At 60.3% G+C, this 22,690-nt stretch carries 22 protein-coding genes; 11 read left to right on the top strand and 11 right to left on the bottom strand.

Going from position 1 to position 22,690, the window contains the following annotated elements:
* The first annotated feature begins 24 nt into the window (after positions 1-24).
* Positions 25-1,629: an anti-phage dCTP deaminase gene (locus tag ACXHXG_RS29805; protein ID WP_457901615.1), complete on the top strand. Its 1,605-nt coding sequence runs from the start codon at positions 25-27 to the stop codon at positions 1,627-1,629.
* A 402-nt stretch (positions 1,630-2,031) separates the two neighbouring features.
* Positions 2,032-3,654, top strand: a complete 1,623-nt coding sequence (locus ACXHXG_RS29800) for an ABC-F family ATP-binding cassette domain-containing protein (protein WP_457901614.1) — start codon at positions 2,032-2,034, stop codon at positions 3,652-3,654.
* A gap of 24 nt (positions 3,655-3,678) precedes the next feature.
* Here ACXHXG_RS29800 and ACXHXG_RS29795 read toward each other — a convergent pair whose 3' ends face one another.
* Genes ACXHXG_RS29795 through ACXHXG_RS29780 form a run of 4 tightly spaced genes read right to left on the bottom strand, consistent with a single transcriptional unit; the run spans position 3,679 to position 7,955 of the window.
* Positions 3,679-4,692 (bottom strand): OmpA family protein, encoded by a 1,014-nt coding sequence (locus ACXHXG_RS29795; protein ID WP_457901613.1) that lies wholly within the window; start codon positions 4,690-4,692, stop codon positions 3,679-3,681.
* On the bottom strand, positions 4,686-5,711 hold the full coding sequence (locus ACXHXG_RS29790) for a hypothetical protein (RefSeq protein ID WP_457901612.1): 1,026 nt from the start codon (positions 5,709-5,711) through the stop codon (positions 4,686-4,688). The genes ACXHXG_RS29795 and ACXHXG_RS29790 overlap by 7 nt, the downstream gene beginning before the upstream one ends.
* Positions 5,711-6,529, bottom strand: a complete 819-nt coding sequence (locus ACXHXG_RS29785) for a hypothetical protein (RefSeq protein ID WP_457901611.1) — start codon at positions 6,527-6,529, stop codon at positions 5,711-5,713. Before ACXHXG_RS29785 ends, ACXHXG_RS29790 begins: the two co-directional genes overlap by 1 nt.
* Positions 6,507-7,955, bottom strand: a complete 1,449-nt coding sequence (locus tag ACXHXG_RS29780; protein WP_457901610.1) for a hypothetical protein — start codon at positions 7,953-7,955, stop codon at positions 6,507-6,509. Before ACXHXG_RS29780 ends, ACXHXG_RS29785 begins: the two co-directional genes overlap by 23 nt.
* 313 nt (positions 7,956-8,268) lie before the next feature.
* On the opposite strand from ACXHXG_RS29780, the gene ACXHXG_RS29775 reads away from it, so the two are divergent.
* The 6 genes from ACXHXG_RS29775 to ACXHXG_RS29750 all read left to right on the top strand — a co-directional run bounded on the left by ACXHXG_RS29775 (position 8,269) and on the right by ACXHXG_RS29750 (position 11,722).
* Positions 8,269-9,285, top strand: a complete 1,017-nt coding sequence (locus tag ACXHXG_RS29775; protein ID WP_457901609.1) for a ketopantoate reductase family protein — start codon at positions 8,269-8,271, stop codon at positions 9,283-9,285.
* Between the two features lie 173 nt (positions 9,286-9,458).
* Positions 9,459-9,686 (top strand): hypothetical protein, encoded by a 228-nt coding sequence (locus tag ACXHXG_RS29770; RefSeq protein ID WP_104822808.1) that lies wholly within the window; start codon positions 9,459-9,461, stop codon positions 9,684-9,686.
* A gap of 12 nt (positions 9,687-9,698) precedes the next feature.
* Positions 9,699-10,640, top strand: coding sequence for a 4-hydroxy-tetrahydrodipicolinate synthase (dapA, locus tag ACXHXG_RS29765; protein WP_457901608.1), 942 nt, complete (start codon positions 9,699-9,701; stop codon positions 10,638-10,640).
* Positions 10,641-10,781: 141 nt separating this feature from the next.
* The gene (locus ACXHXG_RS29760; protein WP_104822806.1) at positions 10,782-10,979 is read left to right on the top strand and encodes a hypothetical protein; all 198 of its coding nucleotides are present in this window, start codon (positions 10,782-10,784) and stop codon (positions 10,977-10,979) included.
* A 30-nt stretch (positions 10,980-11,009) separates the two neighbouring features.
* Positions 11,010-11,279, top strand: a complete 270-nt coding sequence (locus ACXHXG_RS29755) for a hypothetical protein (RefSeq protein ID WP_283050110.1) — start codon at positions 11,010-11,012, stop codon at positions 11,277-11,279.
* Positions 11,280-11,389: 110 nt separating this feature from the next.
* Positions 11,390-11,722: a DUF1883 domain-containing protein gene (locus ACXHXG_RS29750; protein ID WP_104822805.1), complete on the top strand. Its 333-nt coding sequence runs from the start codon at positions 11,390-11,392 to the stop codon at positions 11,720-11,722.
* 8 nt (positions 11,723-11,730) lie between these two features.
* On the opposite strand, the gene ACXHXG_RS29745 is transcribed toward ACXHXG_RS29750, so the two are convergent.
* Positions 11,731-13,047 carry a replication-associated recombination protein A gene (locus ACXHXG_RS29745; protein ID WP_104822804.1) on the bottom strand — a complete coding sequence of 439 codons (1,317 nt, stop codon included), beginning with the start codon at positions 13,045-13,047 and terminating at the stop codon, positions 11,731-11,733.
* Entirely contained in the window at positions 13,044-14,447 is a 1,404-nt protein-coding gene (locus ACXHXG_RS29740; protein WP_457901607.1) for a DegQ family serine endoprotease, read from the bottom strand. Before ACXHXG_RS29740 ends, ACXHXG_RS29745 begins: the two co-directional genes overlap by 4 nt.
* A gap of 175 nt (positions 14,448-14,622) precedes the next feature.
* Here ACXHXG_RS29740 and ACXHXG_RS29735 point away from each other — a divergent pair, with 175 nt between their 5' ends.
* Positions 14,623-14,970 (top strand): lysozyme inhibitor LprI family protein, encoded by a 348-nt coding sequence (locus ACXHXG_RS29735; protein WP_457901606.1) that lies wholly within the window; start codon positions 14,623-14,625, stop codon positions 14,968-14,970.
* A gap of 125 nt (positions 14,971-15,095) precedes the next feature.
* Here the strand turns inward: ACXHXG_RS29735 and ilvD are convergent, their stop codons facing one another.
* On the bottom strand, positions 15,096-16,934 hold the full coding sequence (gene ilvD / locus ACXHXG_RS29730) for a dihydroxy-acid dehydratase (protein WP_457901605.1): 1,839 nt from the start codon (positions 16,932-16,934) through the stop codon (positions 15,096-15,098).
* 343 nt (positions 16,935-17,277) lie between these two features.
* On the opposite strand from ilvD, the gene msrP reads away from it, so the two are divergent.
* Together msrP and msrQ are read left to right on the top strand one after the other, a co-directional pair.
* Positions 17,278-18,228 carry a protein-methionine-sulfoxide reductase catalytic subunit MsrP gene (gene msrP, locus ACXHXG_RS29725; RefSeq protein WP_283050104.1) on the top strand — a complete coding sequence of 317 codons (951 nt, stop codon included), beginning with the start codon at positions 17,278-17,280 and terminating at the stop codon, positions 18,226-18,228.
* Entirely contained in the window at positions 18,228-18,881 is a 654-nt protein-coding gene (gene msrQ / locus ACXHXG_RS29720) for a protein-methionine-sulfoxide reductase heme-binding subunit MsrQ (RefSeq protein WP_457901604.1), read from the top strand. The genes msrP and msrQ overlap by 1 nt, the downstream gene beginning before the upstream one ends.
* A gap of 52 nt (positions 18,882-18,933) precedes the next feature.
* Here the strand turns inward: msrQ and ACXHXG_RS29715 are convergent, their stop codons facing one another.
* The 4 genes from ACXHXG_RS29715 to ACXHXG_RS29700 are packed head-to-tail and all read right to left on the bottom strand — an operon-like array spanning position 18,934 to position 22,583.
* Positions 18,934-19,827, bottom strand: coding sequence for an efflux RND transporter periplasmic adaptor subunit (locus ACXHXG_RS29715; protein WP_260303842.1), 894 nt, complete (start codon positions 19,825-19,827; stop codon positions 18,934-18,936).
* Positions 19,824-20,033, bottom strand: coding sequence for a DUF1656 domain-containing protein (locus ACXHXG_RS29710; RefSeq protein WP_092844950.1), 210 nt, complete (start codon positions 20,031-20,033; stop codon positions 19,824-19,826). The genes ACXHXG_RS29715 and ACXHXG_RS29710 overlap by 4 nt, the downstream gene beginning before the upstream one ends.
* 4 nt (positions 20,034-20,037) lie before the next feature.
* Positions 20,038-22,110 (bottom strand): FUSC family protein, encoded by a 2,073-nt coding sequence (locus tag ACXHXG_RS29705; protein ID WP_457901603.1) that lies wholly within the window; start codon positions 22,108-22,110, stop codon positions 20,038-20,040.
* A complete protein-coding gene (locus ACXHXG_RS29700; protein WP_457901602.1) occupies positions 22,107-22,583 on the bottom strand; it encodes a MarR family winged helix-turn-helix transcriptional regulator in 477 nt (158 codons plus the stop codon). The genes ACXHXG_RS29705 and ACXHXG_RS29700 overlap by 4 nt, the downstream gene beginning before the upstream one ends.
* Positions 22,584-22,690 lie beyond the last annotated feature (107 nt).

The following is a 22,690-nucleotide window of genomic DNA, read 5'->3' as shown; positions in this document are numbered from 1 at the left end:
TAATGTTCCCTTTAGGAGCCACGATTGACCACCGCAGCCACTATCGACAATCCGGAAATCGTCTTTGGACTTGTTGGGCCGATCGGCGTCGACCTCGATGCGATCGTGCGCTTCTTGAAGGAAGCACTAACGGAAGTCCAGTACTCAAGCGAGATGATCCACATCACCCAGGTGATGCGCGATATCCTTCCACACATCGTGGTTGATGAGGATACGTATGGTAAGCGGTACAGATCTCTCATTAATCACGCTGATGAGGTTCGCCGGAAGGTAAACAATAATGGCGCTCTCGCCTGTTTGGCTATCAGCGGTATTCGACGTGTTAGAGCCCGCCGAAACAACAAGGGCCCGGATCAGCCCGCGCTCGGAACGGCCTACATCATTCGTCAACTCAAGCGAGAGGAAGAAATCAATCTACTTCGCGCCGTCTATGGCCGCAAGTTTGTGCAAGTCTCTGTCTACTCCGATCCGGATGAACGCCGCCGACAACTCATGAAGAAGATCAAGGGGTTCGGCACGGAGATAATCGAAGATGCCGATGCAGAAAAAGAAGCCATCGATCTCATCGCTCGCGACTATAATGAAGTCGACGAGGCCTTCGGACAGCGTGTTTCCGATGTCTTTCATCTCGGCGACGTCTTCGTTCCCGGTCAAGGTGGGCGTGAGGCGAAGGAGGTCGTCGTAAGATTCATCAACGCTTTCTTCGGTCACAACGGGCTATCGCCGACGAAGGCTGAGTACGGAATGTACGCCGCGGCCGGCGCGTCGCTACGCTCACTCGACCTATCCCGGCAGATCGGCGCGGCGATCTTCTCCGACCGCGGCGAAGTTATCACGCTTGGCTGCAATGAAGTACCGAAGGCATTCGGTGGGACCTACTGGTGCGACGATCCAGGCGCTGCCCATCGCGACTTCGAAGAAGGCGAGGATGGGAACCATAGTCGCAAGCTTCGTCTTCTCCACGATCTAGTGGAGCGTATGGGTCAGCTAGGTTACCTGTCTGACAAGCTAGAGAAGGAAGGCGCTACGTCTAACCAGGTGAAGAAGATGATGTCCGAGGGGCTCATCTCCGACTCCCGTGTCATGGATATTATCGAGTTCGGACGCATCATACACGCAGAGATGTCGGCAATCACGGATGCGGCCCGCAAGGGCAAGGCGCTGGCCGACTCCATCCTATTCACTACGACTTTCCCGTGCCATATGTGCGCGAAACACATAGTCTCCTCCGGCGTCCGGCGCGTCGTCTTTCTCGAACCTTACCCGAAGAGCCACGCCAAGGATTTGCACGAGGACTCGATTACGTTTTCACCGTCTGAGCAATACACCAAGGTGCTCTTCGAACCTTTCATCGGAATTTCCCCGCGCCGATACCGTGACATATTCGAGAAGAAAAAGCGCAAGAACTCCGACGGGAAGGCGTTGCCATGGGCAGAGAAGAAGCCAGTCCCAAGGATCGAGGACAAAAGCCCTTCGTATATTGCAAACGAAGAGCCCGCGATATCGCTGGTCGTAGAAAACATCCTCGCGCTCGCGAAGGAACCTGTAGATCAGCCCGCCGCGAGCCGAACAACTAAGCGTCCGGCGCGCGGTACCAGGAAGAGGAACGCGACTGGAAATGCTTCCTAGACCGCTCTACTGAGTTACGCCAGCAGAATTGACGAATGACGGCCCATCGCGGCTGCCATATCGCAGCACGCGTCCCCCGCTGAAATGCCCGATTTCCGTCACGAAACCGGCGGGAAATGATCCGCTTTCACTGAAATTATTGCCACGGTGACATCCGACTCGCCGCGCTCCGAGCCGTTCTGCGCGAGAGTCCAGCCTTTCGACTCATTCTATCGCCGAACCGGCCGGCAAGGCGTCGGCGATGGTATTCCGGTCGCGTGAGGCACCGTCTTGAAAATCTCAGAAATCGCCAGCCATGAACACCGATCTGCAACGGATATCATTCTCCTTCCCAAAAAGCTGCGACAGAGCGCACGACCCGTGGCATAAGGCGCCAAAACTTTCTTCGGGCCTCGCGTAGACATGATTCGTATCGAAAACATCAGCAAGCAGAACAGCCATCGCATCCTCTTCATCGAGGCGTCCGCGGCGCTCAACAGGGGTGAAAGCGTCGGGCTCGTCGGTCCCAACGGGGCCGGCAAGACGACGCTTTTCCGGATGATCACGGGACAGGAGCTGCCCGATGAGGGGCAGGTTTCCGTCGATAAGGGCGTCACCATCGGCTACTTCAATCAGGACGTTGGCGAAATGGCGGGCCGCAGTGCCGTCTCCGAAGTGATGGAAGGCGCGGGCCCCGTCAGTGCGGTTGCCGCCGAGCTGCGCGAGCTGGAAGCCGCCATGGTCGATCCGGACCAGGCCGACAAGATGGACGATATCATCGAGCGCTATGGCGAAGTGCAGGCACGCTACGAAGAGCTGGACGGCTATGCGCTCGAAGGACGCGCCCGGGAAGTCCTGGCGGGCCTCAGCTTCAGCCAGGAGATGATGGACGGCGACGTCGGCGCGCTGTCGGGCGGCTGGAAGATGCGCGTGGCGCTCGCCCGCATTCTCCTGATGCGCCCCGATGTCATGCTTCTCGACGAGCCGAGCAACCATCTGGATCTGGAAAGCCTCATCTGGCTGGAAGAATTCCTGAAGGGCTACGAGGGCGCTTTGCTGATGACCTCGCACGATCGCGAGTTCATGAACCGCATTGTCACCAAGATCATCGAGATCGACGCCGGCTCATTGAGCAGCTATTCGGGCGACTACGCATTCTACGAACAGCAGCGGGCGCAGAACGAAAAGCAGCAGCAGGCCCAGTTCGAGCGCCAGCAGGCGATGCTTGCCAAGGAAATCAAATTCATCGAACGCTTCAAGGCACGCGCCTCGCATGCCTCGCAGGTGCAGAGCCGCGTCAAGAAGCTGGAGAAGATCGATCGGGTGGAACCGCCGAAACGGCGTCAGACCGTCGCCTTCGAATTCCAGCCGGCACCGCGCTCTGGCGAAGACGTGGTCAACCTGAAGAGTGTTCACAAGAAGTACGGCAGTCGCGTCATCTATGAAGGACTGGACTTCATGGTACGGCGCAGGGAGCGCTGGTGCATCATGGGCATCAACGGCGCCGGCAAGTCCACCCTGCTGAAGCTGGTCGCGGGCTCGACGCAGCCGGACGAAGGCAGCGTCGCTTTGGGCGCCAGTGTGAAGATGGGATATTTCGCCCAGCATGCCATGGACTTGCTGGACGGCGAACGCACCGTCTTCCAACAGCTCGAACACGAGTTCCCGCAGGCGGGACAGGGCTCCTTGCGCGCGCTGGCGGGATGCTTCGGTTTCTCCGGCGATGATGTCGAGAAGAAGTGCCGAGTATTGTCGGGCGGCGAAAAGGCGCGGCTTGTCATGGCCATGATGCTCTTCGACCCGCCGAATTTCCTCGTGCTGGACGAGCCCACGAACCATCTGGACCTCGATACGAAGGAAATGCTGATCCAGGCCCTGTCGCAATATGAAGGCACCATGCTGTTCGTCTCGCACGACCGGCATTTCCTGGCCGCTTTGTCCAACCGCGTGCTGGAATTGACGCCCGAGGGCATTCACCAATATGGCGGCGGCTACACCGAATATGTGGCGCGCACGGGCCATGAGGCTCCGGGCCTGCGGAGTTAAGCCGCGTCTGGCTGGGAAACGTAGCTAGCGTATGCTGATGGGGACCGCCGTTGCGTCATTGATCACAGCAACGGGCGTGGTCCTGCCGCGTACCCGGATTTCGATGCGCCGGCGGGATTCCACGGAACCCGCCTGCCCTGCCGTGATCGTATCGCCGGGCAGGATCAGTTGCGCGGCCGACATCGGCAGGATGGTGACGTTCTTCAGCTTCGGATTGGCCTTGAGGACATTGGCCACAGCGATGGCGCGCGCAAGTCCCAGCCCGGCATTATCAGCCGGCTCGACCGCCGATATCGGCAATTTGCCATCCATCGCCCCGATCAGCGTATCGTCGAGATTCGAGCTTCCCCGCGATACCCGCTGCTCGTCCGTGTGGCCGATCACCTCGACAATGTCGGCGTCATAGAGGCTCAAGTTGCTCGCAATCTCATTCGAGATCGTGGTGTCGAGCATGCGTTCAAAAGTCTTGGTCAATTCGGCGCTGCCCGACTGGAAATAGTTCTTCTTGGCGTCGTCGAGATTGATGATCGGCGGCCAATCATGGGCGCCCTTTCCAGAACGCTCGCCTGCCAAAAGCTTGGCTACCTCGTCGGGCGCCTTGGAAAGATCGACGCCATGCTGCTTCAACACTTCCGCGAGTTTGGCAAGCTCCTGCAGATCCTCCGGCTTCGTGCCATCAGCGCCCATGCTGTCCAGCGTGTCGCGCGCCGCCACCAGTTCGCGCCATTCCTTTTCCAACGTCGCGCGGTCCGCCGCCGAGAGGTCGCCGGAAATCAGCTTCGATTGCAGTTGCACGATGCGCGCCGCCTGCTCGGATTGCTTTTTTTCCAGGAGTACAAGCCGTTGCTCGGCGTCTTTCAGTTTCCGCTCGGTCTCGTAGCGATGATTCCTCTCCGCCGAAATCATCGCCGCTGCCACCAGAAGCAGGCAGAAGACCAGCAGTAGCATGGATTCGGCCATCGTCAGGCCAAGGATCAGGCCACGATTATAGCCCTTGTGTTCCAGTTTCGGCGTGGTGTCAGAGACGCGCATCACCATAGATACCACCGGCGTCTGCGTCGCACCTTATCGGCCGGCGGTTCGTTTTCGTTGGCCGAGAGGACTACGACAGGCTCGGAGAGCACTTCATCGTCCACGGATGCAACCGGATGATCTGACGGTTTCTCCGCCTGCAGATCGAGCGGTTTGGGCTCAGGCGGCAGCGACCGGACCGGCATATCCGCCATACGGCTCAGTGTCTGTTCGATATTTTTCAGTGGCTGCAATTGCGCCTCAGCCATCTCCTTGATGGCAGCGATCGCCGGCGCCAACTGGGCACGGACGACGTCTTCGGGCGAGTGGATATCCTCGAGCTTCTTGCCTACGGTTTCGACCGCCGTGCCGAATTTGTCGATGATCTCGGAGAGTTGCGACGTCGTTTCCGTCAGTTGCGCCGCCGCCTCGTTGATGGGTTTGACCGCCTGCTTCGCCAGGACCTCCAGGATCTTCTGAATTTCCTCGCCGTTGCGTTCCGCCTGGCGCGCGATCTCTTCGAAACCTTCCGACAGCATCTGATTGCTGACACGCCGGTAGTGAGAAAATTCACGCGACGACGAATCCAGCTCCGTGCGCACGCGCCGCGTCATTTCGGCCAGTTCGTGGCGGACGCTGCGCTCGATGTCGATCGGATCGCGCCGCATTTGGTTGAAGAGAATACGCAGCGTCACGCCGGCGATGGTCGAGGTGACGGCGATGCCGAAATTGCGGACGATCGTCTCGATCGAGGTCTCGCCGGCAAAGAGGTAGAGCGATACGCCGAGGCTCGACAGGGTGAACAGAAATCCCATGTAGTAGAGATTGTCGCCCGCCTGCTCGTTGTGCAGGCGAAATCCCGCGAAAGCCAGGGAGAGCACGAAATAGACCGCCATCAATAGCAGCGGTACTCCAGTGACGATCGGCAGCGGCCAGCCCAGAAGCTTGGACGTCCAGATGAAGATCATGCCGCCGACGGTGACCAGCGCGAATAGGACCATCGGCCCGTAGTCGCGCATGGCTAACCTCGCCTCAACATCGGCCATCAGCGTATCCCCTCCAATCGGACGAAGCCGTCGAAATCGCCATTATTGCCCTTGATCCACTGCGCCCAGAAATTTGCCAGATCCTCCATACTGAACTTCATGTTCGGCCTTTGAAAGGCGAGGATCCTGATCATGACACCATCCAGTGACGTCCGGAATTTATTCCGCGCCGGGCTCTGCTGGAATTTCTGATAGGAGGCGCCGTCGCGGTAGTTCGAGAACGTGTCGGTATGCTCGATCATGTCGGAGGCGATGTAGAGATGCTTCGGAATGCCTCCGGCAGCGCTCGCAAAGACCTCCAGATTGATCTTCTGGATACCGGCCATGATCGGCGATTGCTTGCCGGCCTCGCCGACGCTCAGCTTGCCGGCGATATCGGCAAGCGGCTTTGCAAAGCCTTTTTCCCAGCGCGCCTGCGCCAGGCGCGGATTACTTGTCCATTCGTCGACATTGGCGCCGCTTCCAGGGTTGCAGCCATGGAAGGTCTGAATAAGCTCGCCCTCCTTCTCCGTCAGCGCATAAATGTCGATTGCACCGCCGACGGGCACATCGGCGACGATCTTCTGGAACTGATTGCGCAGATCGAGCGCCGTCGTGTCCGAGATCGGATCGGTGACGTCGAGCAGGATCGCCGTTTCCGCTTTCGGTCCATCCACCGGGCAGAGCGAAGCCTGGTCGACCGCGACATTGCCGCTCGCCTTATAGCGCAGCCAGCCATAGGCGCCGACAATACCGAGGGACAAAACGGCGAGGCAAACCGTCGCCATGATAAGACCGGCCGAGCTGCCACCTCGGCTACGCCGCTTGCGTCGTGCCAATGATGCTCTCCGGGAAAAGATTATCGAGCTTGTGGTATTTCTCGATGGCGCTTTCGAATTCGTCGCCGATTCGCTTGATCTGCTGAGTCAGCTCGGCCTGCGCGCTCTGAATGCGCTCGCCAAGCACTTTGTCGTCCCATTCCTCTCCGGTCTGCAGAACGGGCATCAGGCGCTCAAGCTGATAGCCGGATGAAAAATAGGCCGGCTCCGGTTCCGTGCGCGTGCCTCGGTTGGCCTCGCGATAGACGGTCAGAAGCGTGTTGGCGGTGCGCTCGAGATGATTTTGATGTTCGATGAAGAGGCCGGCCGTTCGGGCGCGATGGGCGATGATGGCGGCGGTCTCCTGCCGGCGCATACTGAGATCGCGGATGATCTCTTCGATCTTGCCATTGTGTTCATCGCGGATATCCCGAAGATCGTCGATCAGATCGAGCTTGCGGTCGATATAGTTACTTCTCGCCGCATCGAGGCGTTTCTGCACGCCGGCAAAGCCTGGATAGGGATCTGTCAGGTAACAGCCGTCTATGAAGGCGAAGAGCGAGAACATCAGGCCGACGGCAAACAGCATCCAGGAATTCAGCTCCTGCAGACCCAGCGGCGCGGCCTTCAGCCGTTGCATTACCTCGGCTCCGGCACCGGTCAGAATGGTTGCCGACACTTCGCGGTAATGCGCCAGTGCGATGTTGATCGCGAGCGCTACGGCGACATAGGCGACCAGGCCGAACAGACCGAGCAGCTTCAGGAAAAACGAGCGGTGCACGAGGAAGCGAACGCAGAAGAAGGAAAACATCAATGCCGAGCCGATGTTCAGAAAGGCGAAGGCCGCCGCTTCCGTGACGCCGCCGACAATTCCCTGCTCGCTTCCCTTGGCGAGGAAGCTGCCGTTCATCACCATCTCGATGAGAATGAGGAAGACGATCAGCGCAACCTTGAAGCCCCAAGCCGCCTTGCTGGAGACCTTCGCCGCGCGCTGCAGCCTGTGCCGGGACTTGAAGTCCACCATCTCGTCCTCGGCAGTCTTCAAATTGCGGCGCAGGCCATGCAGCTCGTCGACGCCGCTTGCGACCTCCGCCTTGAAATCTGAAACGCTGGACGCGTTCGCCTGCCGGATCAGCCCGAACTGCCCTTCGAAATCGAGATTGCGCAGGCGGCTGTCGAAGGTCTGGAACTGATCTTCGAGGACCTGATAGGAGCTCTTCTTCTCCGCCTCGACCCAAGCGATGATACGCTGCTCGGTTTCATCGAGGGACTGAGCGCTTTGCCCCGGCCGGTTGAGACTGCCATTGGCCGCGCCCTGCTCCTTCAGGCTAAGCGTCGTGCTCAGCTTCTCGACATCGACAACGGGAAACACATCGGTAGAGGCCCGAAAATCATGGCTGGTCTCCCGAGCAGTCTCCCAGATGCGGTTTAAGGCTTCGAAACGCAATGATCTTCCTCGGCGACATGATCAACTCTAAAAGGACCACCGACAAACCGATACCGCACTGGTTGTTTCTGGTCCAGCATTCCCGCCGACGTTAAAATGCGATTGTGGTAAAGAATAGCCCGAACAGACAATGCCGGGCCTGAAGACGATATTGGTTTCACGAGGATACGATATTAGGGCTGATCCGGGTTAGCTTTTTGCGGCTGAGCTGCGGTGCAAGGCCGCAGAATTGCGATTACCTCAATAGACCGCTCGCCAAATCATGGCGGTGACCTAACTTGCTCCGATCGGTATAGCCCCGGAGATCAAGGCCATGGCATCCCCTTCCCTCAAAACTATCTGCGTCTATGGCGCAGGTGCGCTCGGCGGTGCAATTGCGGCGAAACTGGCTTTGGGATTGAGGGGGCAGGCAACTGTTTCTGTCGTGGCGCGCGGCGGGCATTTGGAAGGCATTCGTGCGGATAGCTTGCGGGTCTGGGAGGCCCAGGCAGAGAGCCCGCTCGTGGCACAGGTGACCGCAACCGACGATGCGGCGGAACTGCCGCCACAGGACCTGGTGATAACGGGGCTCAAGGGCCACCAGCTCGGCGCGGCAGCCCCCGGTCTTGCCAGGCTCCTGCATGCCGGGACGCGCGTCGTAATGATCCTGAACGGCATACCCTGGTGGTATTTTCATCGGGATCGGCTAAGCGGTCATGCCGAGCGGCAGATGGAGGAGCTCGATCCGAATGGCAATCTCTGGCGGTTGATCGGGCCTGAGCGCGTTATCGGCTGCGTCGCCTATCAGAGCGCCGAGGTCATCAATCCCGGCGAGATCAAGCTCAGCAACAACGGCCATTTCGTTCTCGGAGAGCCCTCGGGCGAGGCAACTGGCGACATCGAAGCGATCGCGGCTCTCTTAAAGCAGGGCGGGATCAATGCCTCGATCTCGCCGCGCATTCGTGACGAGATCTGGAGCAAGCTGATGGGCAATGCCGCCTTCAATCCGATCAGCGCCCTGACACGGGCGCTGATGTCCGACATCATGGGCAATCCGGCTCTGTCGGTCATGGTCGGCCAGGTGATGAACGAGGTGCAGGCGGTTGCGGAAGCCCTGGGTGCGCGTCTGGCGATTTCCGTCGAAGAACGTCTCGAACGCTCCCGCCAGATCGGCCCGGTACGCACGTCTATGTTGCAGGATCTACTGGCCGGCAAGGCGCTGGAAATCACGCCGCTGGTCGGCATGGTCGTCTCGCTTGGCAAGCTCACCGGTGTCGCGACGCCGACCTCGGCGACAATCCTGGCGCTGGTGACGGAGTTGGAGCGGCAGAACTTGCGGGCGGCGGGATAAGCCTGCCACTCCCTCCGCGCGGTTCGGTGCATTGCTCCCGCCATTTAGAACGGTGGCGCGGTTCGCACCACGTCAGCGTCTTTATATCTCGCCTATATCTTCGCCTTCTGCCTCGAATGGATTTCCTATGCCGCTCGGCGCTACCCTCGGGATCGAATGCAGAGGTAGACGCTATGCTCGATACACATTCCCCCAATCTCACCGAGGCCATCCGTTCTCTTGTGCGCGACAGCCGCGAAAGACGCCATCCCATCACTGCTTCTGCCCCCGTCGGCAAAGCCCAACCGAAGCGGCGGCTTCGCAACCGGCAGGTTCGCGAAAGGCGCACTTTCTATGCGATGTTCGCCTTCGGGCTATTGCTAAGCGGCCTCGAGCTTTTCATCGTGCTGCATGCTCTCTGAGCGGCCAAAGAGATGATGAGACCGGCCTTGCAAAGGCGCATCGGCGGCGCGATCACGGCACTCGTCACGCCATTTCGCGGCGGTGCGATCGATACCGTCGGCCTGATGGCGCATGTGGAATGGCAATTGCTAAGCGGCATCGACGGTTTGCTTGCCTGCTCTTTGACCGGTGAAGGACCTGCGCTAACCGAAGCAGAGCGGGTGCGGATCATCGAGATCTGCGTCGAGCTGGCGGAGGGCAAGGTCCCCGTCATCGTTGCCACCGGTACCAATGACACGGCGGCGACGATCAAGGAGACGCGGCAAGCCCAGAAACTCGGCGCCGACGCCGCTTTCGTCACTCTTCCCTATTATTCCAAGCCAAGCCAGAAGGGCGTAGTCCATCACTTCGAGCAGTTGGCGGGCAGCACCGATCTGCCGCTGATCATCCATAACCTGCCTGCCCATACCGCCATCGACCTGATGCCGGCGACAATCGCGCGGCTGGCGGAAATCCCGACCATCATCGGCATTGCCGACGGCAGCGGCGACGTCGCCCGCGTCGGCGCATGGCGTGCTTTGCTGCCGGAAAGGATCGCGCTCTATTCGGCCCATGATGCGAGCGCCCTCGCCTTCACCATGGCCGGCGGACGCGGTTCGTTTTCAAGCGCCGCCAACATCGCGCCGCGGCTTTTCCATTCCATGCAGCTATCGGCCGGATGCGACCATATGGCAGCGGCACGGCTGATCGACGATCGGCTTCGGTTGTTGTTCAAGGCGCTTGCGCGCGAACCCGAACCGGCGACGGTAAAGCATGCCCTTTCTCTGATGCGGCACATGAGCCCGGACGTGCGCCTGCCGCTAACCGGCGTCGATACCGAGACGGATACGGTGATCCAGGCGACGATGGCGTTACTTCAAGCTGGCTGCCATAGACACGCGCCCTCGCCGCTGACTTTCCGCCTGGGATTATAAAAACGCTCTATCCCTATGAGATTTTTATATTTTATCCTTTCCTGCCAAATGGAAATCATACCCGATCACTCATAGTTTATTTGCATGGCGCTTGCGTCGTTCAAAATCGACCGTAGCGCCAGTGACACTTGGAAAGGAACTATGATGTCACGCTACATGCAATACGGCACTGCTGCCGACCCGCTCCAACGCCCTCGTACCGCTGCCCTCGGAGGCGCCAAGCGTCCGACCCCTTCGCATGCGCTGCTAAACGGCCTGCGCGCCATCGCGCCGCGCCTGGCGTTCGTCTTCTTCGCCGCTGCCATCATCCAGATGCTGGTGCACTGGGCCGGCAATTGAGCACACGAAGCCATCTACGAGGGAAAACACATGGCAGACACACAGCATATTCAACGCCGCACGGCTCACATCGCAGCCTCGCCGGCCCCCGCCCGCTTCACAGTCGGCCGCGACCGGCGCGGCACCTGGATCGTCCAGGACCGGCAAGGTCTCGTCGGCGGGCTTTTCACCAACGAAGCGGCGGCACTGCACTTCGCAGCCGAGGAGTGCAATCATAATCCCGCCGATATCTGCCTCGCGCCCGAAGGCTCGGTGCTCGATCTCGACGGCTTCGCAACGCCATTTCCAAACCTGCATTAAGGCGTAGCAATTCGAACGGCCTTCGACCGCCCCCGCTGCACCCGGCCCAACGCTTCCTTAACCCACGCTTGGGTAGAATATCGGCCGGGTGTCACCAGAGTAAAAAAGCAATGTCGAAGCCTGCCTTCCGTTACAGCCACTATGATCTCAACGAACAGCGCGCCGGAACCGTGATCGAAATCACGCTGTCGGCCATCGCCAATGTCCGGTTGATGAACAGCTCGAATTTCGAGCGCTTTACGGAAACTCTGAAGCACCAGTTCCTTGGCGGCGTCGCCAAGAAATCGCCCATCCGGCTGTCCATTCCCGAGTCGGGCCATTGGCATCTGGTGGTCGATATGGAAGGCCATAACGGCATGGCGGAATCGAGCGTCAAGATGATCGACAAGGCCCCCGCGCCGCGCATACAGAAGGCCGCCTCGGAAAACATCACCGCTCGGTGATATCGGATCTACTCTTCACCACGCTCCTTGCGCAGCTTTGCCCACCAATCCAGCCGCTTGCGGATTTCGCGCTCGAAACCACGCTCGGGCGGATCATAGAAGGTCTGACGGCCCATTTTCTCCGGAAAATAATTCTGGCCTGAAAAAGCATCGGGCTCGTCGTGATCATAGCGATAACCGTCGCCGTAACCCTCCGTGCGCATCAGCTTCGTCGGCGCATTGAGGATATGCTTGGGCGGCAGCAGCGAGCCGTTCTGCTTGGCAGCCTGTGTGGCAGCCTTGAAGGCGGTATAGACGGCGTTCGACTTCGGGGCGGTGGCGAGATAGACGCAGGCTTCCGCCAGCGCCAATTCACCTTCCGGCGACCCCAGATAGTCATAGGCGTCCTTGGCAGCGTTGCAGATGACCAGCGCCTGCGGATCGGCAAGGCCGATATCCTCCACCGCCATGCGCACCAGCCGCCTTCCAAGATATAGCGGGTCTTCGCCGGCATCGAACATGCGAGCGAGATAGTAGAGCGCCGCGTCGGGGTCAGAGCCGCGCACCGACTTATGCAGAGCCGAAATCAGATTGTAGTGGCCGTCCTGCGCCTTGTCGTAGACCGGCGCACGGCGTTGCACGATTTTGACCAGCGCATCGGGATCGAAGAGCTCGTCCTTGCGCGCGGCGCGCCAGACTTCTTCGGCAAGCGTCAGCACCGAGCGGCCATCGCCATCGGCCATGCGGATGAGGCTGGCGCGAGCATCCTCGGTCAAGGGCAGCGGCCGACCTTCCGCCGTCTCGGCGCGGCGCAGCAACTCCTCCAGGCTCTCCTCGTCATGCGGGCGAAATGTCAGGACGCGCGCGCGGGACAGGAGAGCGGCATTCAGCTCGAAAGACGGGTTCTCGGTGGTCGCGCCGACCAGAATGACGGTACCGTCCTCCATGACGGGCAGGAAGCTATCCTGCTGGGCGCGGTTGAAGCGATGGATCTCGTCGACGAAGAGCAGCGTCTGGCGGCCATCCATGCGGCGCAGACGCGCGGTTTCGAACACCTTCTTCAGATCGGCAACGCCGGAGAAGATTGCCGATATCTGCTCGAAGGCAAGGCCCGCCTCGCCCGATAGCAGCCGCGCCACCGTCGTCTTGCCGGTGCCGGGCGGCCCCCAGAAGATCATCGAGCCGAGCGAGCCGGAGTCGATCATCCGCCGCAGCGCGCCGTCCTCGCCGGTCAGATGTGGCTGGCCGGTGACATCGGCCAAGGTTTGCGGCCGCAGACGATCGGCAAGAGGCCGCCTCTTGGCGACCTCCTCCGGTATCCTTGGTGCAAACAGATCGTCACTCATCGGAAGAACTGCCGGATGCGTTGGCCGTCACGCTCGATCTCGACGCGCCAGAAGCTCGGACTGCCAGCAACGGCCTGCTGCAGCACGTCCGTCGAGGTGATCGCGACACCATTGACGGATACGACGATATCCTTCGGTGCAAAGCCAAGGCGCTCGGCCGGCGAATCCGCCTTCAGGTTCTCGACGACGACACCGTTCGTATCCGCCGGCAGGTGCAGTTCATCGGCGACGCGCGGCGAGAGGTTGGCGACGGTCGCACCCGAGAAAGGATTGTTGCCCTGGATCAGCTTCTCGTTCCGCGGCGTGGATTCCGGTGCCGCGGCAAGCGTCATGCTCTCCTGATGTTCTTTGCCATTGTCGAGAACGGTCAAAGCAACGGTGGCGCCGAGGCCGGCCGTCGTCAGGCGATAGCCAAGCGCGTCCGGGTGCTCGACCGGGATATTGTTGATCGCCGTGACGACCTCGCCGGCCTTCAGGCCAGCCTTCGCCGCCGGCCCGCCATCGACCACCTTGGTCACCAGCGCACCGCGCACCTTGTCGAGGCCGAGCGCTTCGGCAACGTCTGACGTCACCGGTTCGAAGGAAGCGCCGATATAGGGGCGATCGAAGGTCTTGTCGCCACGATCGGCGGCTGCGAGGAAAACCTTGACCAGGTTGGCGGGGATGGCAAAGCCGATGCCATTCGAGCCGCCGCCCTGGGAAAAGATGGCCGTGTTGAGGCCGATCAGCTCGCCCGTCATGTTCGTCAAAGCGCCGCCGGAATTGCCGGGATTGATCGAGGCATCAGTCTGGATAAAGAACCCGACTTCGTTCTTTACCTGATTGCGGGCGAGCGCCGACACGATGCCGCTCGTCACCGTCTGGCCAACGCCGAAGGGATTGCCGATCGCCAGCACGAGATCGCCCACTTCGACGGCATCGGAATTGCCGATCGGCAGGACGGGGAAGTTCTGGTTCTTGGATTTGATCTTCAGAACGGCGAGATCGACCCGATCATCCTTCAGCACGACGTCGCAGGGAAATTCGCGGCCGTCCGACAGCGCGATCTTGATATCGTCAGCGCCGTCGACGACGTGATTGTTGGTGATGACCGTGCCATTCGCCTCGACGATCACGCCGGACCCGAGCGAAGACTGCTTCTCGGTGCGATTCGGCATGCGCTGGCCGAAGAACTGTTCGAAGAAGGGATCGCCGGCAAAGGGCGACTGCCGCTGCACCATCCGCTCGGCATAGACATTGACCACGGCGCCGGCCGTCTGCTTGACAAGCGGCGCAAACGAAAGCTGCATTTGCATCTGGCTCTGCGGCACAGACTTCGCAGTCTGCGCCTGGGCGGAAAGCGGCATCGTCATGATGAGGGCGATCATCGAAACGGCGGTGCGCTTCAGCAGGACCTGCATGGAATTTTCCTTCTTTAATGCTCTTGAAACAACGTTGTAGCGTCCGACGCTAGAAAGGAAAGAGGGCGGAAGCATGAAGTATAATTGGTCGCTTGCGCGCATGAAGAACAGGCGTTGTGAACAAAAACGCGTGATCGCGCATTTCGTTTCGGAAACCGGCAGATGGAGCAAAAGCATGCGATCAAACAGCCTTGCGGCAATCTTTCTCGTTACCTCTCTCACCGCGGCCAACACATCCCAGACCGCGAGCTTCAATTGCGAGTCGCAGAACCTTCAGCCGGACGAGAAGACGATCTGCGATAACAGGGCGCTCAACGATGCCGACGTGAAGATGGTGACGACCTTCGACCTGCTCTCCGGCCTGCTGGCCATGGGCTCGCGCGGCACATTGCAGGACGAGCAGACAGCCTGGCTGAAGAAGCGGCAGGCCTGTGGCGCGGATGCCGCCTGCATCAAGGGCGCTTATGACGAGCGGCTGAAAGCGCTGGATGAGACGTATAAGCGGATCAATCGGCCGCTATAAAGCATATGCCGATGAGCGTGGCGATGCGGGATCTATCTTACCCGCCAAGGGCGAGATAGATCCCGCGCTACAACCACCTTCTCTCCATCCCTTCGACAAGCTCAGGACCGGGCGACGGGGTTTGATTACTTCCCGCCGAGATCTCTAACAGCACCCCGGTCAGCACTCGTTGCGAAAGCAGCATAGGCCTTCAGCGCCGTGGTGACATTGCGCTTGCGTGCTTCGACCGGATGCCAACCGCTGGCGTTCTGAGCTTCGCGGCGAGCGGCAAGTTCCTTGTCGTCGACGCGCAGGCTGATGGTACGGCTCGGGATGTCGATATCGATCATGTCGCCTTCGCGCACCAGGCCGATCATGCCGCCGTTTGCCGCTTCAGGCGAAACGTGGCCGATGGAGAGGCCAGAGGTGCCGCCGGAGAAGCGGCCGTCGGTGATCAACGCGCAGGCTTTGCCCAGGCCCTTCGACTTCAGATAGCTCGTCGGATAGAGCATTTCCTGCATGCCGGGGCCGCCCTTCGGGCCTTCATAGCGGATGACGACAACGTCGCCGGCCTTGATCTCGTTGCTGAGGATGGCCTTGACGGATGCGTCCTGGCTTTCGAAGACCCTGGCCGGACCGGAGAATTTCAAGATCGATTCATCGACGCCGGCCGTCTTCACGATGCAGCCGTCCAGCGCCAGATTGCCCTTGAGAACGGCGAGACCGCCATCCTTGGAGAAGGGATGCTCAACGGAGCGGATAACACCGTTCTGACGATCGGTGTCGAGTTCTTCCCAACGGGCGTTTTGGCTGAAGGCAACCTGGGTCGGAATGCCGCCCGGTGCGGCGCGGAAGAATTCACGCACGCTTTCGCTGTTGGTGCGGGTGATGTCCCAGCGGTCGATGGCGTCCCCGAGAGTTTCGGCGTGAACGGTCGGGCAATCGCGGTTGATGAGGCCGCCCTTGTCGAGTTCGCCGAGGATCGACATGATGCCGCCGGCACGGTGCACATCTTCCATGTGAACGTCGCTCTTGGCCGGTGCAACCTTCGACAGACAAGGCACGCGTCGAGACAGAGCATCGATGTCGGCCATGGTGAAATCGACTTCGCCTTCATGCGCAGCCGCGAGAATATGCAGAACCGTGTTGGTGGAGCCGCCCATGGCAATATCGAGCGCCATGGCGTTCTCGAAGGCCTGCTTCGAAGCGACGGTGCGCGGCAGGACGGAAGCATCCTCCTGCTCGTAATAGCGCCGGGCGAGATCGACGATCAGATGGCCGGCCTCGACGAAGAGACGCTTGCGGTCGGCATGGGTGGCGAGCGTCGAGCCGTTGCCGGGCAGCGACAAACCAAGCGCTTCCGTCAGGCAGTTCATCGAATTGGCGGTGAACATGCCGGAGCAGGAGCCGCAGGTCGGACAGGCCGAGCGCTCGATGATCTGAACGTCTTCGTCGCTGATCTTGTCATCGGCAGCGGCAACCATGGCGTCGACCAGATCGAGCGCATGCTTCTTGCCGTGCAGGACCACCTTGCCGGCTTCCATCGGGCCGCCGGAGACGAAAACAGTCGGGATGTTGAGGCGCAGCGAGGCCATCAGCATGCCGGGGGTGATCTTGTCGCAATTGGAGATGCAGACCATGGCGTCGGCGCAATGAGCATTGACCATATATTCGACGCTGTCGGCGATCAGCTCGCGCGAAGGCAGCGAATAGAGCATGCCGTCATGGCCCATGGCGATACCGTCATCGACGGCGATCGTGTTGAATTCCTTGGCGACACCGCCGGCAGCTTCGATTTCGCGCGCGACGAGCTGGCCGAGATCCTTGAGGTGGACGTGGCCTGGCACGAACTGGGTGAAGGAGTTCACCACCGCAATGATGGGCTTGCCGAAATCGCTGTCCTTCATACCCGTCGCGCGCCAAAGGCCGCGCGCACCCGCCATATTGCGGCCATGGGTCGTGGTTCTGGAACGATAAGCTGGCATGGTGTCTTCCTCGTCGTCTTGGAAATGTGAGGCGTCGGCCGGCCTGGGCTTTGCGCCGAAGGGAGCGCCGACATTCCTGCTTTTTGAAATTGTCCTAATCCAATCGCACTGGACTGTCACTATCAACTCGATCGAATCCGGTACGCCGTAGGGGCGAACATAGCCTCGAGCTCAATCATCAGCCAGATGATACGGACAACGCAGAAGGCCGTTTATTCCATCACGAACCAACACAAAAAGTTGGTTTCCGTTCAAAAGAAATAACGTCGTAAGACGGTAACAAACCGTGCTTCTCCCGCGTAGAGATCGTATCATCTCTACGATCGTAGAAAGGAATATCGTAATGCCTTCCTATCGCCCGCCGAAGATCGCCTCTTCCGAGATCACGCCGCGCTCGGTGTATCTCAAGCGCCGCGAATTCCTGACGGCAGCGGCCGCCGGTATCGGCATGGCGGCCATCGGCAGCAAGACCGCAATGGCCGAGGCGCTGACAGCGACCAAAAGCAACTATACGGTCGACGAGAAGCTGACTCCAATCAAGGATGTGACCACCTACAACAATTTTTACGAATTCGGCCTCGACAAGTCCGACCCGGCCAACCTCTCCGGCAAGTTCAAGCCACGGCCCTGGACCGTCAAGGTCGATGGCATGGTCGGCAAGCCCGGCACCTTCGATATCGACGCGCTGATCAAGGAATTTCCGCCGGAAGAACGTGTCTACCGCATGCGCTGCGTCGAGGCATGGTCGATGGTCATTCCCTGGGACGGCTTTCCTCTTTCCGCACTGCTCGACAAAGTCGAGCCGCTCGGCAGCGCCAAATTCGTCGCCTTCGAGACTGTTGTGCGGCCGGAAGAGATGCCGGGGCAGTCAGGCGTTTTCCAGTCTCTCAACTGGCCCTATGTCGAAGGCCTGCGGCTCGATGAAGCACGCAATCCGCTGACGCTGCTCGCCGTCGGTCTCTATGGCGAGACACTGCCGAACCAGAACGGAGCTCCGATCCGGTTGGTCGTGCCATGGAAATACGGCTTCAAGGGCATCAAGTCGATCGTCCGCATCACGCTCACCGACAAGCAGCCGCTGAACACCTGGCAGGCGACCAACAGCCAAGAGTATGGCTTCTATGCCAACGTCAATCCGGCGGTCGATCATCCGCGCTGGAGCCAGGCGACCGAACGCCGCATCGGCGAAGGCGGCTTCTTCGGCGCCAACCGTCACCCCACCCTGCCCTTCAACGGCTATGCCGATCAGGTCGCAAGCCTTTATGCCGGCATGGACTTAAGGGCGAATTTCTGATGGCTCTTTCCCTCGCCTTGCCCAAACGCTGGCAACCTGCTTCCGTCTGGGCGCTTTACGCCGTTGGCCTGATACCGGCCGCATGGGAATTCTATCTCGGCGCAACCGACCAGCTCGGCGCCGATGCGGTCAAGACTTTCGAGCTCTTCCTCGGGCTCTGGGCGATCCGCTTCCTGCTCCTGACGCTCGCCGTCACTCCGGCGCGCGATCTGTTCGGCAGGAACTACCTGCGTTACCGCCGGGCGCTCGGCCTGCTCTGTTTCTACTACGTGCTGATGCATCTGGCGGTCTACATGGTCCTCGACCAGGCGCTCGACGTGCAGGCTGTCATCAACGACGTGCTGAAGCGGCCTTTCATCATGTTCGGTATGGCCGGGCTGGTGATGCTGCTGGCGCTGGCCGTGACTTCCAACAATTTTTCCATCAAGCGTTTGGGCAAAAAATGGATCTGGCTGCACCGGCTGGTCTATATCATCGCCGCCTGCGGCGCCCTGCATTTCGCGCTGTCGACCAAGGTGCTGTCGCTGGAGCAATATATCTATATCGGCCTGCTGATGGCGATGATCCTCTATCGGTCGTATCGCCCGATCATGATGGAGAAGCGCAGAGCGGCGCGGACACCGGCCGCGCTTTCCCGCTCCAAAGCAGCTTAAGATTGGAGTTGAAGCCGGATGGTGAGCGGCAGCCATCCGGGGCATCCATTCGTTATTCGATGGCCGACCCGAGGGCGACCTTGCTTTGCTGCTGCGAAACCTCCACCGTCGCCGTCAGGCCAGCGATCAGCTTCGTGCCGTCAGGCACCTTGTCGAGAGCGATGCGCACGGGTACGCGCTGTGCCAAGCGGACCCAACTAAAGGTCGGGGTAATATTGGCGAGCAAGCTGCCCGAGGTGCGTTCGCGATCCTCGATTCCATAGGCGATGCTGTCGACATGGCCTGTCAGCTTCTCGACCTGCCCCATCAGATGAATGGAAACTTCGTCGCCGACATGGATGCGCGGCAGCTTGGTTTCTTCGAAATAGCCTTCGACGCGCAGGGAATCGGTGTCGATCAACGCTACCTTGGCGGTGCCGGCAGAGACATAGTCACCCGGGCGCAGGGTGAGGTTCGAGATCGTACCATTGACAGTAGCGCGGACCTCGGAACGGTCGAGGTTCAACTGAGCGAGTTCGCGATTTGCGGTTGCCTGCCGGAGAGAGGCTTCGGCCTGCTGCTCGGTGGTCTGCGCCTGCTCCTTCTGCTGCAGGGAAGCGGCATCGCCGAGGCGTTCCTGGCGCTGGCTTTCGCGGCGGGCCTGATCGAGAGCCGCTTTGCTGCTGGCGAGCGCAGCATCCGCCTGTTCGAGAGCGATAGCGAAACGATCGCGATCGACACGGAAAAGGACATCGCCCTTCTTGACGGTCTGGTTGTCCTTGACGAGCACATCGCTCACAAGGCCGGAAACATCGGGCGCAATACCGACAACATCAGCCCTCAGGCGCGCATCGCGCGTCCACGGTTCGTCCATGTAATGGCCCCAGAGCTGGCGGCCGACATAGACGGCGGCAACGACGAAGATGAGAGTGACGGCCACACGGCCGATGAGTTTGAACGCGTTCATGTAAAATACCAACGAGAGACGGAGGAGACGGCGCCGAGCAGCAAGACGTAAAGCGCGAGATCGAAAAGACCGCGATGCCAGACCAGGGTGTAGGCTCCGATCCATGCGAGCAGGCGTCGAAGAATGATGACGGCAAACAGCGTCACGAGCATGAGAACGAGAAGGCGTGGGATGTAGACGCCATAGAGATCGAATTCTGCGGGCATGATATTACTCGGCGGCAATGGGAAGAGGTTGAGTTGTATCCGATAGGGGCGGCCGCCAGCTCGCCGGCGGCTCGGCATGGGGGAAAAGCGCCCTGCGAAGGCCGACGAGCGCATCGAGGCTCGCCCGGCCGGAATGCCGCTTTTCCTGCGCGACCGCTTCGAGACTATGGTCGATCGACACGCGCAATTCGTTGGAGGGATCCCCCGCACGCTTGGCCTTTAGCCTCGAGCGATAGAAATCCGAAACGCCGATCAGGACTTCACTGACGGATGCGGCGGCAGCAGCGCTCAGTTGCCCACGCTCCTTCTGCAGCATCAGCACGTTGAAGCCGAGGCGGACATCGGCGTAACCGTCGACCTTCTTCAATTCGCGATCTTCGATGCCTGCAAGGCGCGGCACGAGTTGCCCGAGGCGATCCAGAATGCGGCCGGAAAGGCGCTCGTGATCCGCGCGGCGGATGCCAGCCGCGGTTTCGGCGAGATCGGTCCAGCCGGCCCGCACCAGCCGCCAGGCGGCCAGTTCGGCGCCGAAGGGACGGGTGAGCAAGGTCCAGATCAGGGCAAAACCCACACCTGCGAGAGCCGCGACCGCACTGTTGGAGAAACTGGCGAAATCGGCCGTATAGCGGTCCTGCAGCGCGATGAAGGTCGCGCCATTCACCGCCAGCAGCATGGCGAGCATGTTGGTCTGCGGGCGCGGGATCAACAGGCCCATCACCAGGAAAGGCGGCGCGAAGACCAGCACCAACATTTCGAAACCGGAGATCGACGGCAAGATGCCGAAGATATAGACGCAGGCGATGAGCAGGCTCATGGCGCACCAGATGAACATCGAGGTGATGAAGGGTGCAGGCCGATCAAGCGAGGCGAAAAACGAACAGGCGACGGCCGCCATGGTGACGAAGCCGGCGCCGTCTTGCCATCCGGAATAGATCCAGAAGAAGCAGGCGACGGCGATACCGACGACGACTGCACCGGCCGAGAAAGCAAGCAAGGCATAGTCATAGTGCCGGCTGCGCCCAACGACATTGCGGTGACGAAAGGCGGGCCGCCATGTGCCCACCTGCCGGCCGGACACGATCTGGTCGCGCAGCGTCAGGCAATCCTGCCAGAGATCGACGATTTCTTTGAGGCGATCGAGCGCACTCGACCGGACGAGATCGTCCCAACTGAGATTCAGATCATCCTGTTGCAAGTCGCCAATCTTTTTGAGCAAGCTATCGGCGGTATCGTCGGCCTTGCCGCGACCGCCCTGCCCTAGCCAATCGGCCACTTCATTGAGCACCGTGACCAGTTCCTGCGGCAGCGGCTTTCCACCGGCTTTCAGCGCATGCAGGCGATCGGCGAGAGACGAGAAGAGCGGCAACAGCATCAACAGACGGCCGCGCAGCTCGCGCGAATGCCTGATAATATCGCGGCTGCCCGCGTCATAGCGCAACTGGCTGATGACGAGATCAAGGCCGGAGACGTCGGCGGCGAGCTTCTGCCGCTTCAGGGGCGTTGCGGGAGAAGCCCCCTCGCCGCGCAGTATCTCATCCGCCCAGGTGCCGGCGTCATCCAGCCAGGAGCCGATGCGCTGGCCAAGTACGGTGCCGACGCTGCTCGGGAAGACGATGGCGCTGACGACGCTCGCGCAGACGATGCCGATGATGATCTCCTCGGAGCGGGCAAGCGCGACATCGAAGACGGTTTCGGGCGCGCCGACGGTCGGCAGCGCGATCAGCGGCAGCGAATAGCCGGCCAGCATGAAGACATAGCTGCGCGAGGTGCGGTCGAGCATGGAAATGAACAGCAAGGTGCCGGTCCAGAGCGCGACGACGACGGACAGCAATTCCGGCGCATTGACGAAGAGCGGGACAAGGATCACCGACGCGGTGGCGCCGATGAGCGTACCCAAGGCACGATAGAGCCCCTTGGAGCTGGTTGCCCCGGCAAGGGGATTGGCGACGACATAAACGGCGGCCATCGCCCAATAGGGGCGCGGCAAATCCAGCGACAGCGCTATGAACAGCGCCATGATTGCCGCAATGAAGGCTTTGACCGAAAATAGCCAGTCGCGCCAGGAGGGAATGCTCATAAGACCTTCTCCCGTTCCTGCTCGGCGTCAGCCGCCTTCGGCGGCTCGAATTCCTCAAAAGCCTTCAGGACGCGAATGGCAGCTTCGATATCGGCCGGGTCCACATTGGCCAGAATGTTGCCGCGCAGCTCGTCGAGCGCATCTTCCATACGAGAAGCCAGCTTTTCGCCCTCCGGCGTCAGCCACAGACTTTTAGCACGCCGATCTGTCGGATCATCCTTGCGGATGACGAGATCCATGCTTTCGAGCTGATCGAGCAACCGGACGAGAGACGGGCCTTCGATACCGACATAGGTGGCGAGAACCACCTGCCGCACGCCTCCCCCCAGACGGCCGATCCAAAGCAGCGGCGCGGCCGCGGCCTCCGATATGCCATAGGAGCTCAGCGCAAGATCGACGACCCGGCGCCATTGGCGGCCGGTCGTCAGCAGATTGGCGGTGAATATGCGTTGCAGAGCGTTTAGCGATTTCATGAAATTCCATTAGCACTAAACTAATTAGAATTCAAATTATTATGATCCGAAGTGGTATTTGAAATGCGAAATGCAGCCATGCGAATAGCGAGGAGAGACTGTATTCC

Source organism: Rhizobium sp. LEGMi-198b, assembly GCF_054114205.1.
Note: the sequence above shows the minus strand (reverse complement) of the source record. Positions and strands in the feature narration are given on the sequence as shown.

Bases quoted from the DNA above. Each gene is read 5' to 3' on its own strand.
- ACXHXG_RS29800 (WP_457901614.1), top strand. From the start codon at position 2,032: ATGATTCGTATCGAAAACATCAGCAAGCAGAACAGCCATCGCATCCTC.
- ACXHXG_RS29795 (WP_457901613.1), bottom strand. From the start codon at position 4,692: ATGGTGATGCGCGTCTCTGACACCACGCCGAAACTGGAACACAAGGGC.
- ACXHXG_RS29790 (WP_457901612.1), bottom strand. From the start codon at position 5,711: ATGGCCGATGTTGAGGCGAGGTTAGCCATGCGCGACTACGGGCCGATG.
- ACXHXG_RS29775 (WP_457901609.1), top strand. From the start codon at position 8,269: ATGGCATCCCCTTCCCTCAAAACTATCTGCGTCTATGGCGCAGGTGCG.
- ACXHXG_RS29770 (WP_104822808.1), top strand. From the start codon at position 9,459: ATGCTCGATACACATTCCCCCAATCTCACCGAGGCCATCCGTTCTCTT.
- dapA (WP_457901608.1), top strand. From the start codon at position 9,699: ATGATGAGACCGGCCTTGCAAAGGCGCATCGGCGGCGCGATCACGGCA.
- ACXHXG_RS29760 (WP_104822806.1), top strand. From the start codon at position 10,782: ATGATGTCACGCTACATGCAATACGGCACTGCTGCCGACCCGCTCCAA.
- ACXHXG_RS29755 (WP_283050110.1), top strand. From the start codon at position 11,010: ATGGCAGACACACAGCATATTCAACGCCGCACGGCTCACATCGCAGCC.
- ACXHXG_RS29750 (WP_104822805.1), top strand. From the start codon at position 11,390: ATGTCGAAGCCTGCCTTCCGTTACAGCCACTATGATCTCAACGAACAG.
- ACXHXG_RS29745 (WP_104822804.1), bottom strand. From the start codon at position 13,047: ATGAGTGACGATCTGTTTGCACCAAGGATACCGGAGGAGGTCGCCAAG.
- ACXHXG_RS29740 (WP_457901607.1), bottom strand. From the start codon at position 14,447: ATGCAGGTCCTGCTGAAGCGCACCGCCGTTTCGATGATCGCCCTCATC.
- ACXHXG_RS29735 (WP_457901606.1), top strand. From the start codon at position 14,623: ATGCGATCAAACAGCCTTGCGGCAATCTTTCTCGTTACCTCTCTCACC.
- ilvD (WP_457901605.1), bottom strand. From the start codon at position 16,934: ATGCCAGCTTATCGTTCCAGAACCACGACCCATGGCCGCAATATGGCG.
- msrP (WP_283050104.1), top strand. From the start codon at position 17,278: ATGCCTTCCTATCGCCCGCCGAAGATCGCCTCTTCCGAGATCACGCCG.
- msrQ (WP_457901604.1), top strand. From the start codon at position 18,228: ATGGCTCTTTCCCTCGCCTTGCCCAAACGCTGGCAACCTGCTTCCGTC.
- ACXHXG_RS29715 (WP_260303842.1), bottom strand. From the start codon at position 19,827: ATGAACGCGTTCAAACTCATCGGCCGTGTGGCCGTCACTCTCATCTTC.
- ACXHXG_RS29710 (WP_092844950.1), bottom strand. From the start codon at position 20,033: ATGCCCGCAGAATTCGATCTCTATGGCGTCTACATCCCACGCCTTCTC.
- ACXHXG_RS29705 (WP_457901603.1), bottom strand. From the start codon at position 22,110: ATGAGCATTCCCTCCTGGCGCGACTGGCTATTTTCGGTCAAAGCCTTC.
- ACXHXG_RS29700 (WP_457901602.1), bottom strand. From the start codon at position 22,583: ATGAAATCGCTAAACGCTCTGCAACGCATATTCACCGCCAATCTGCTG.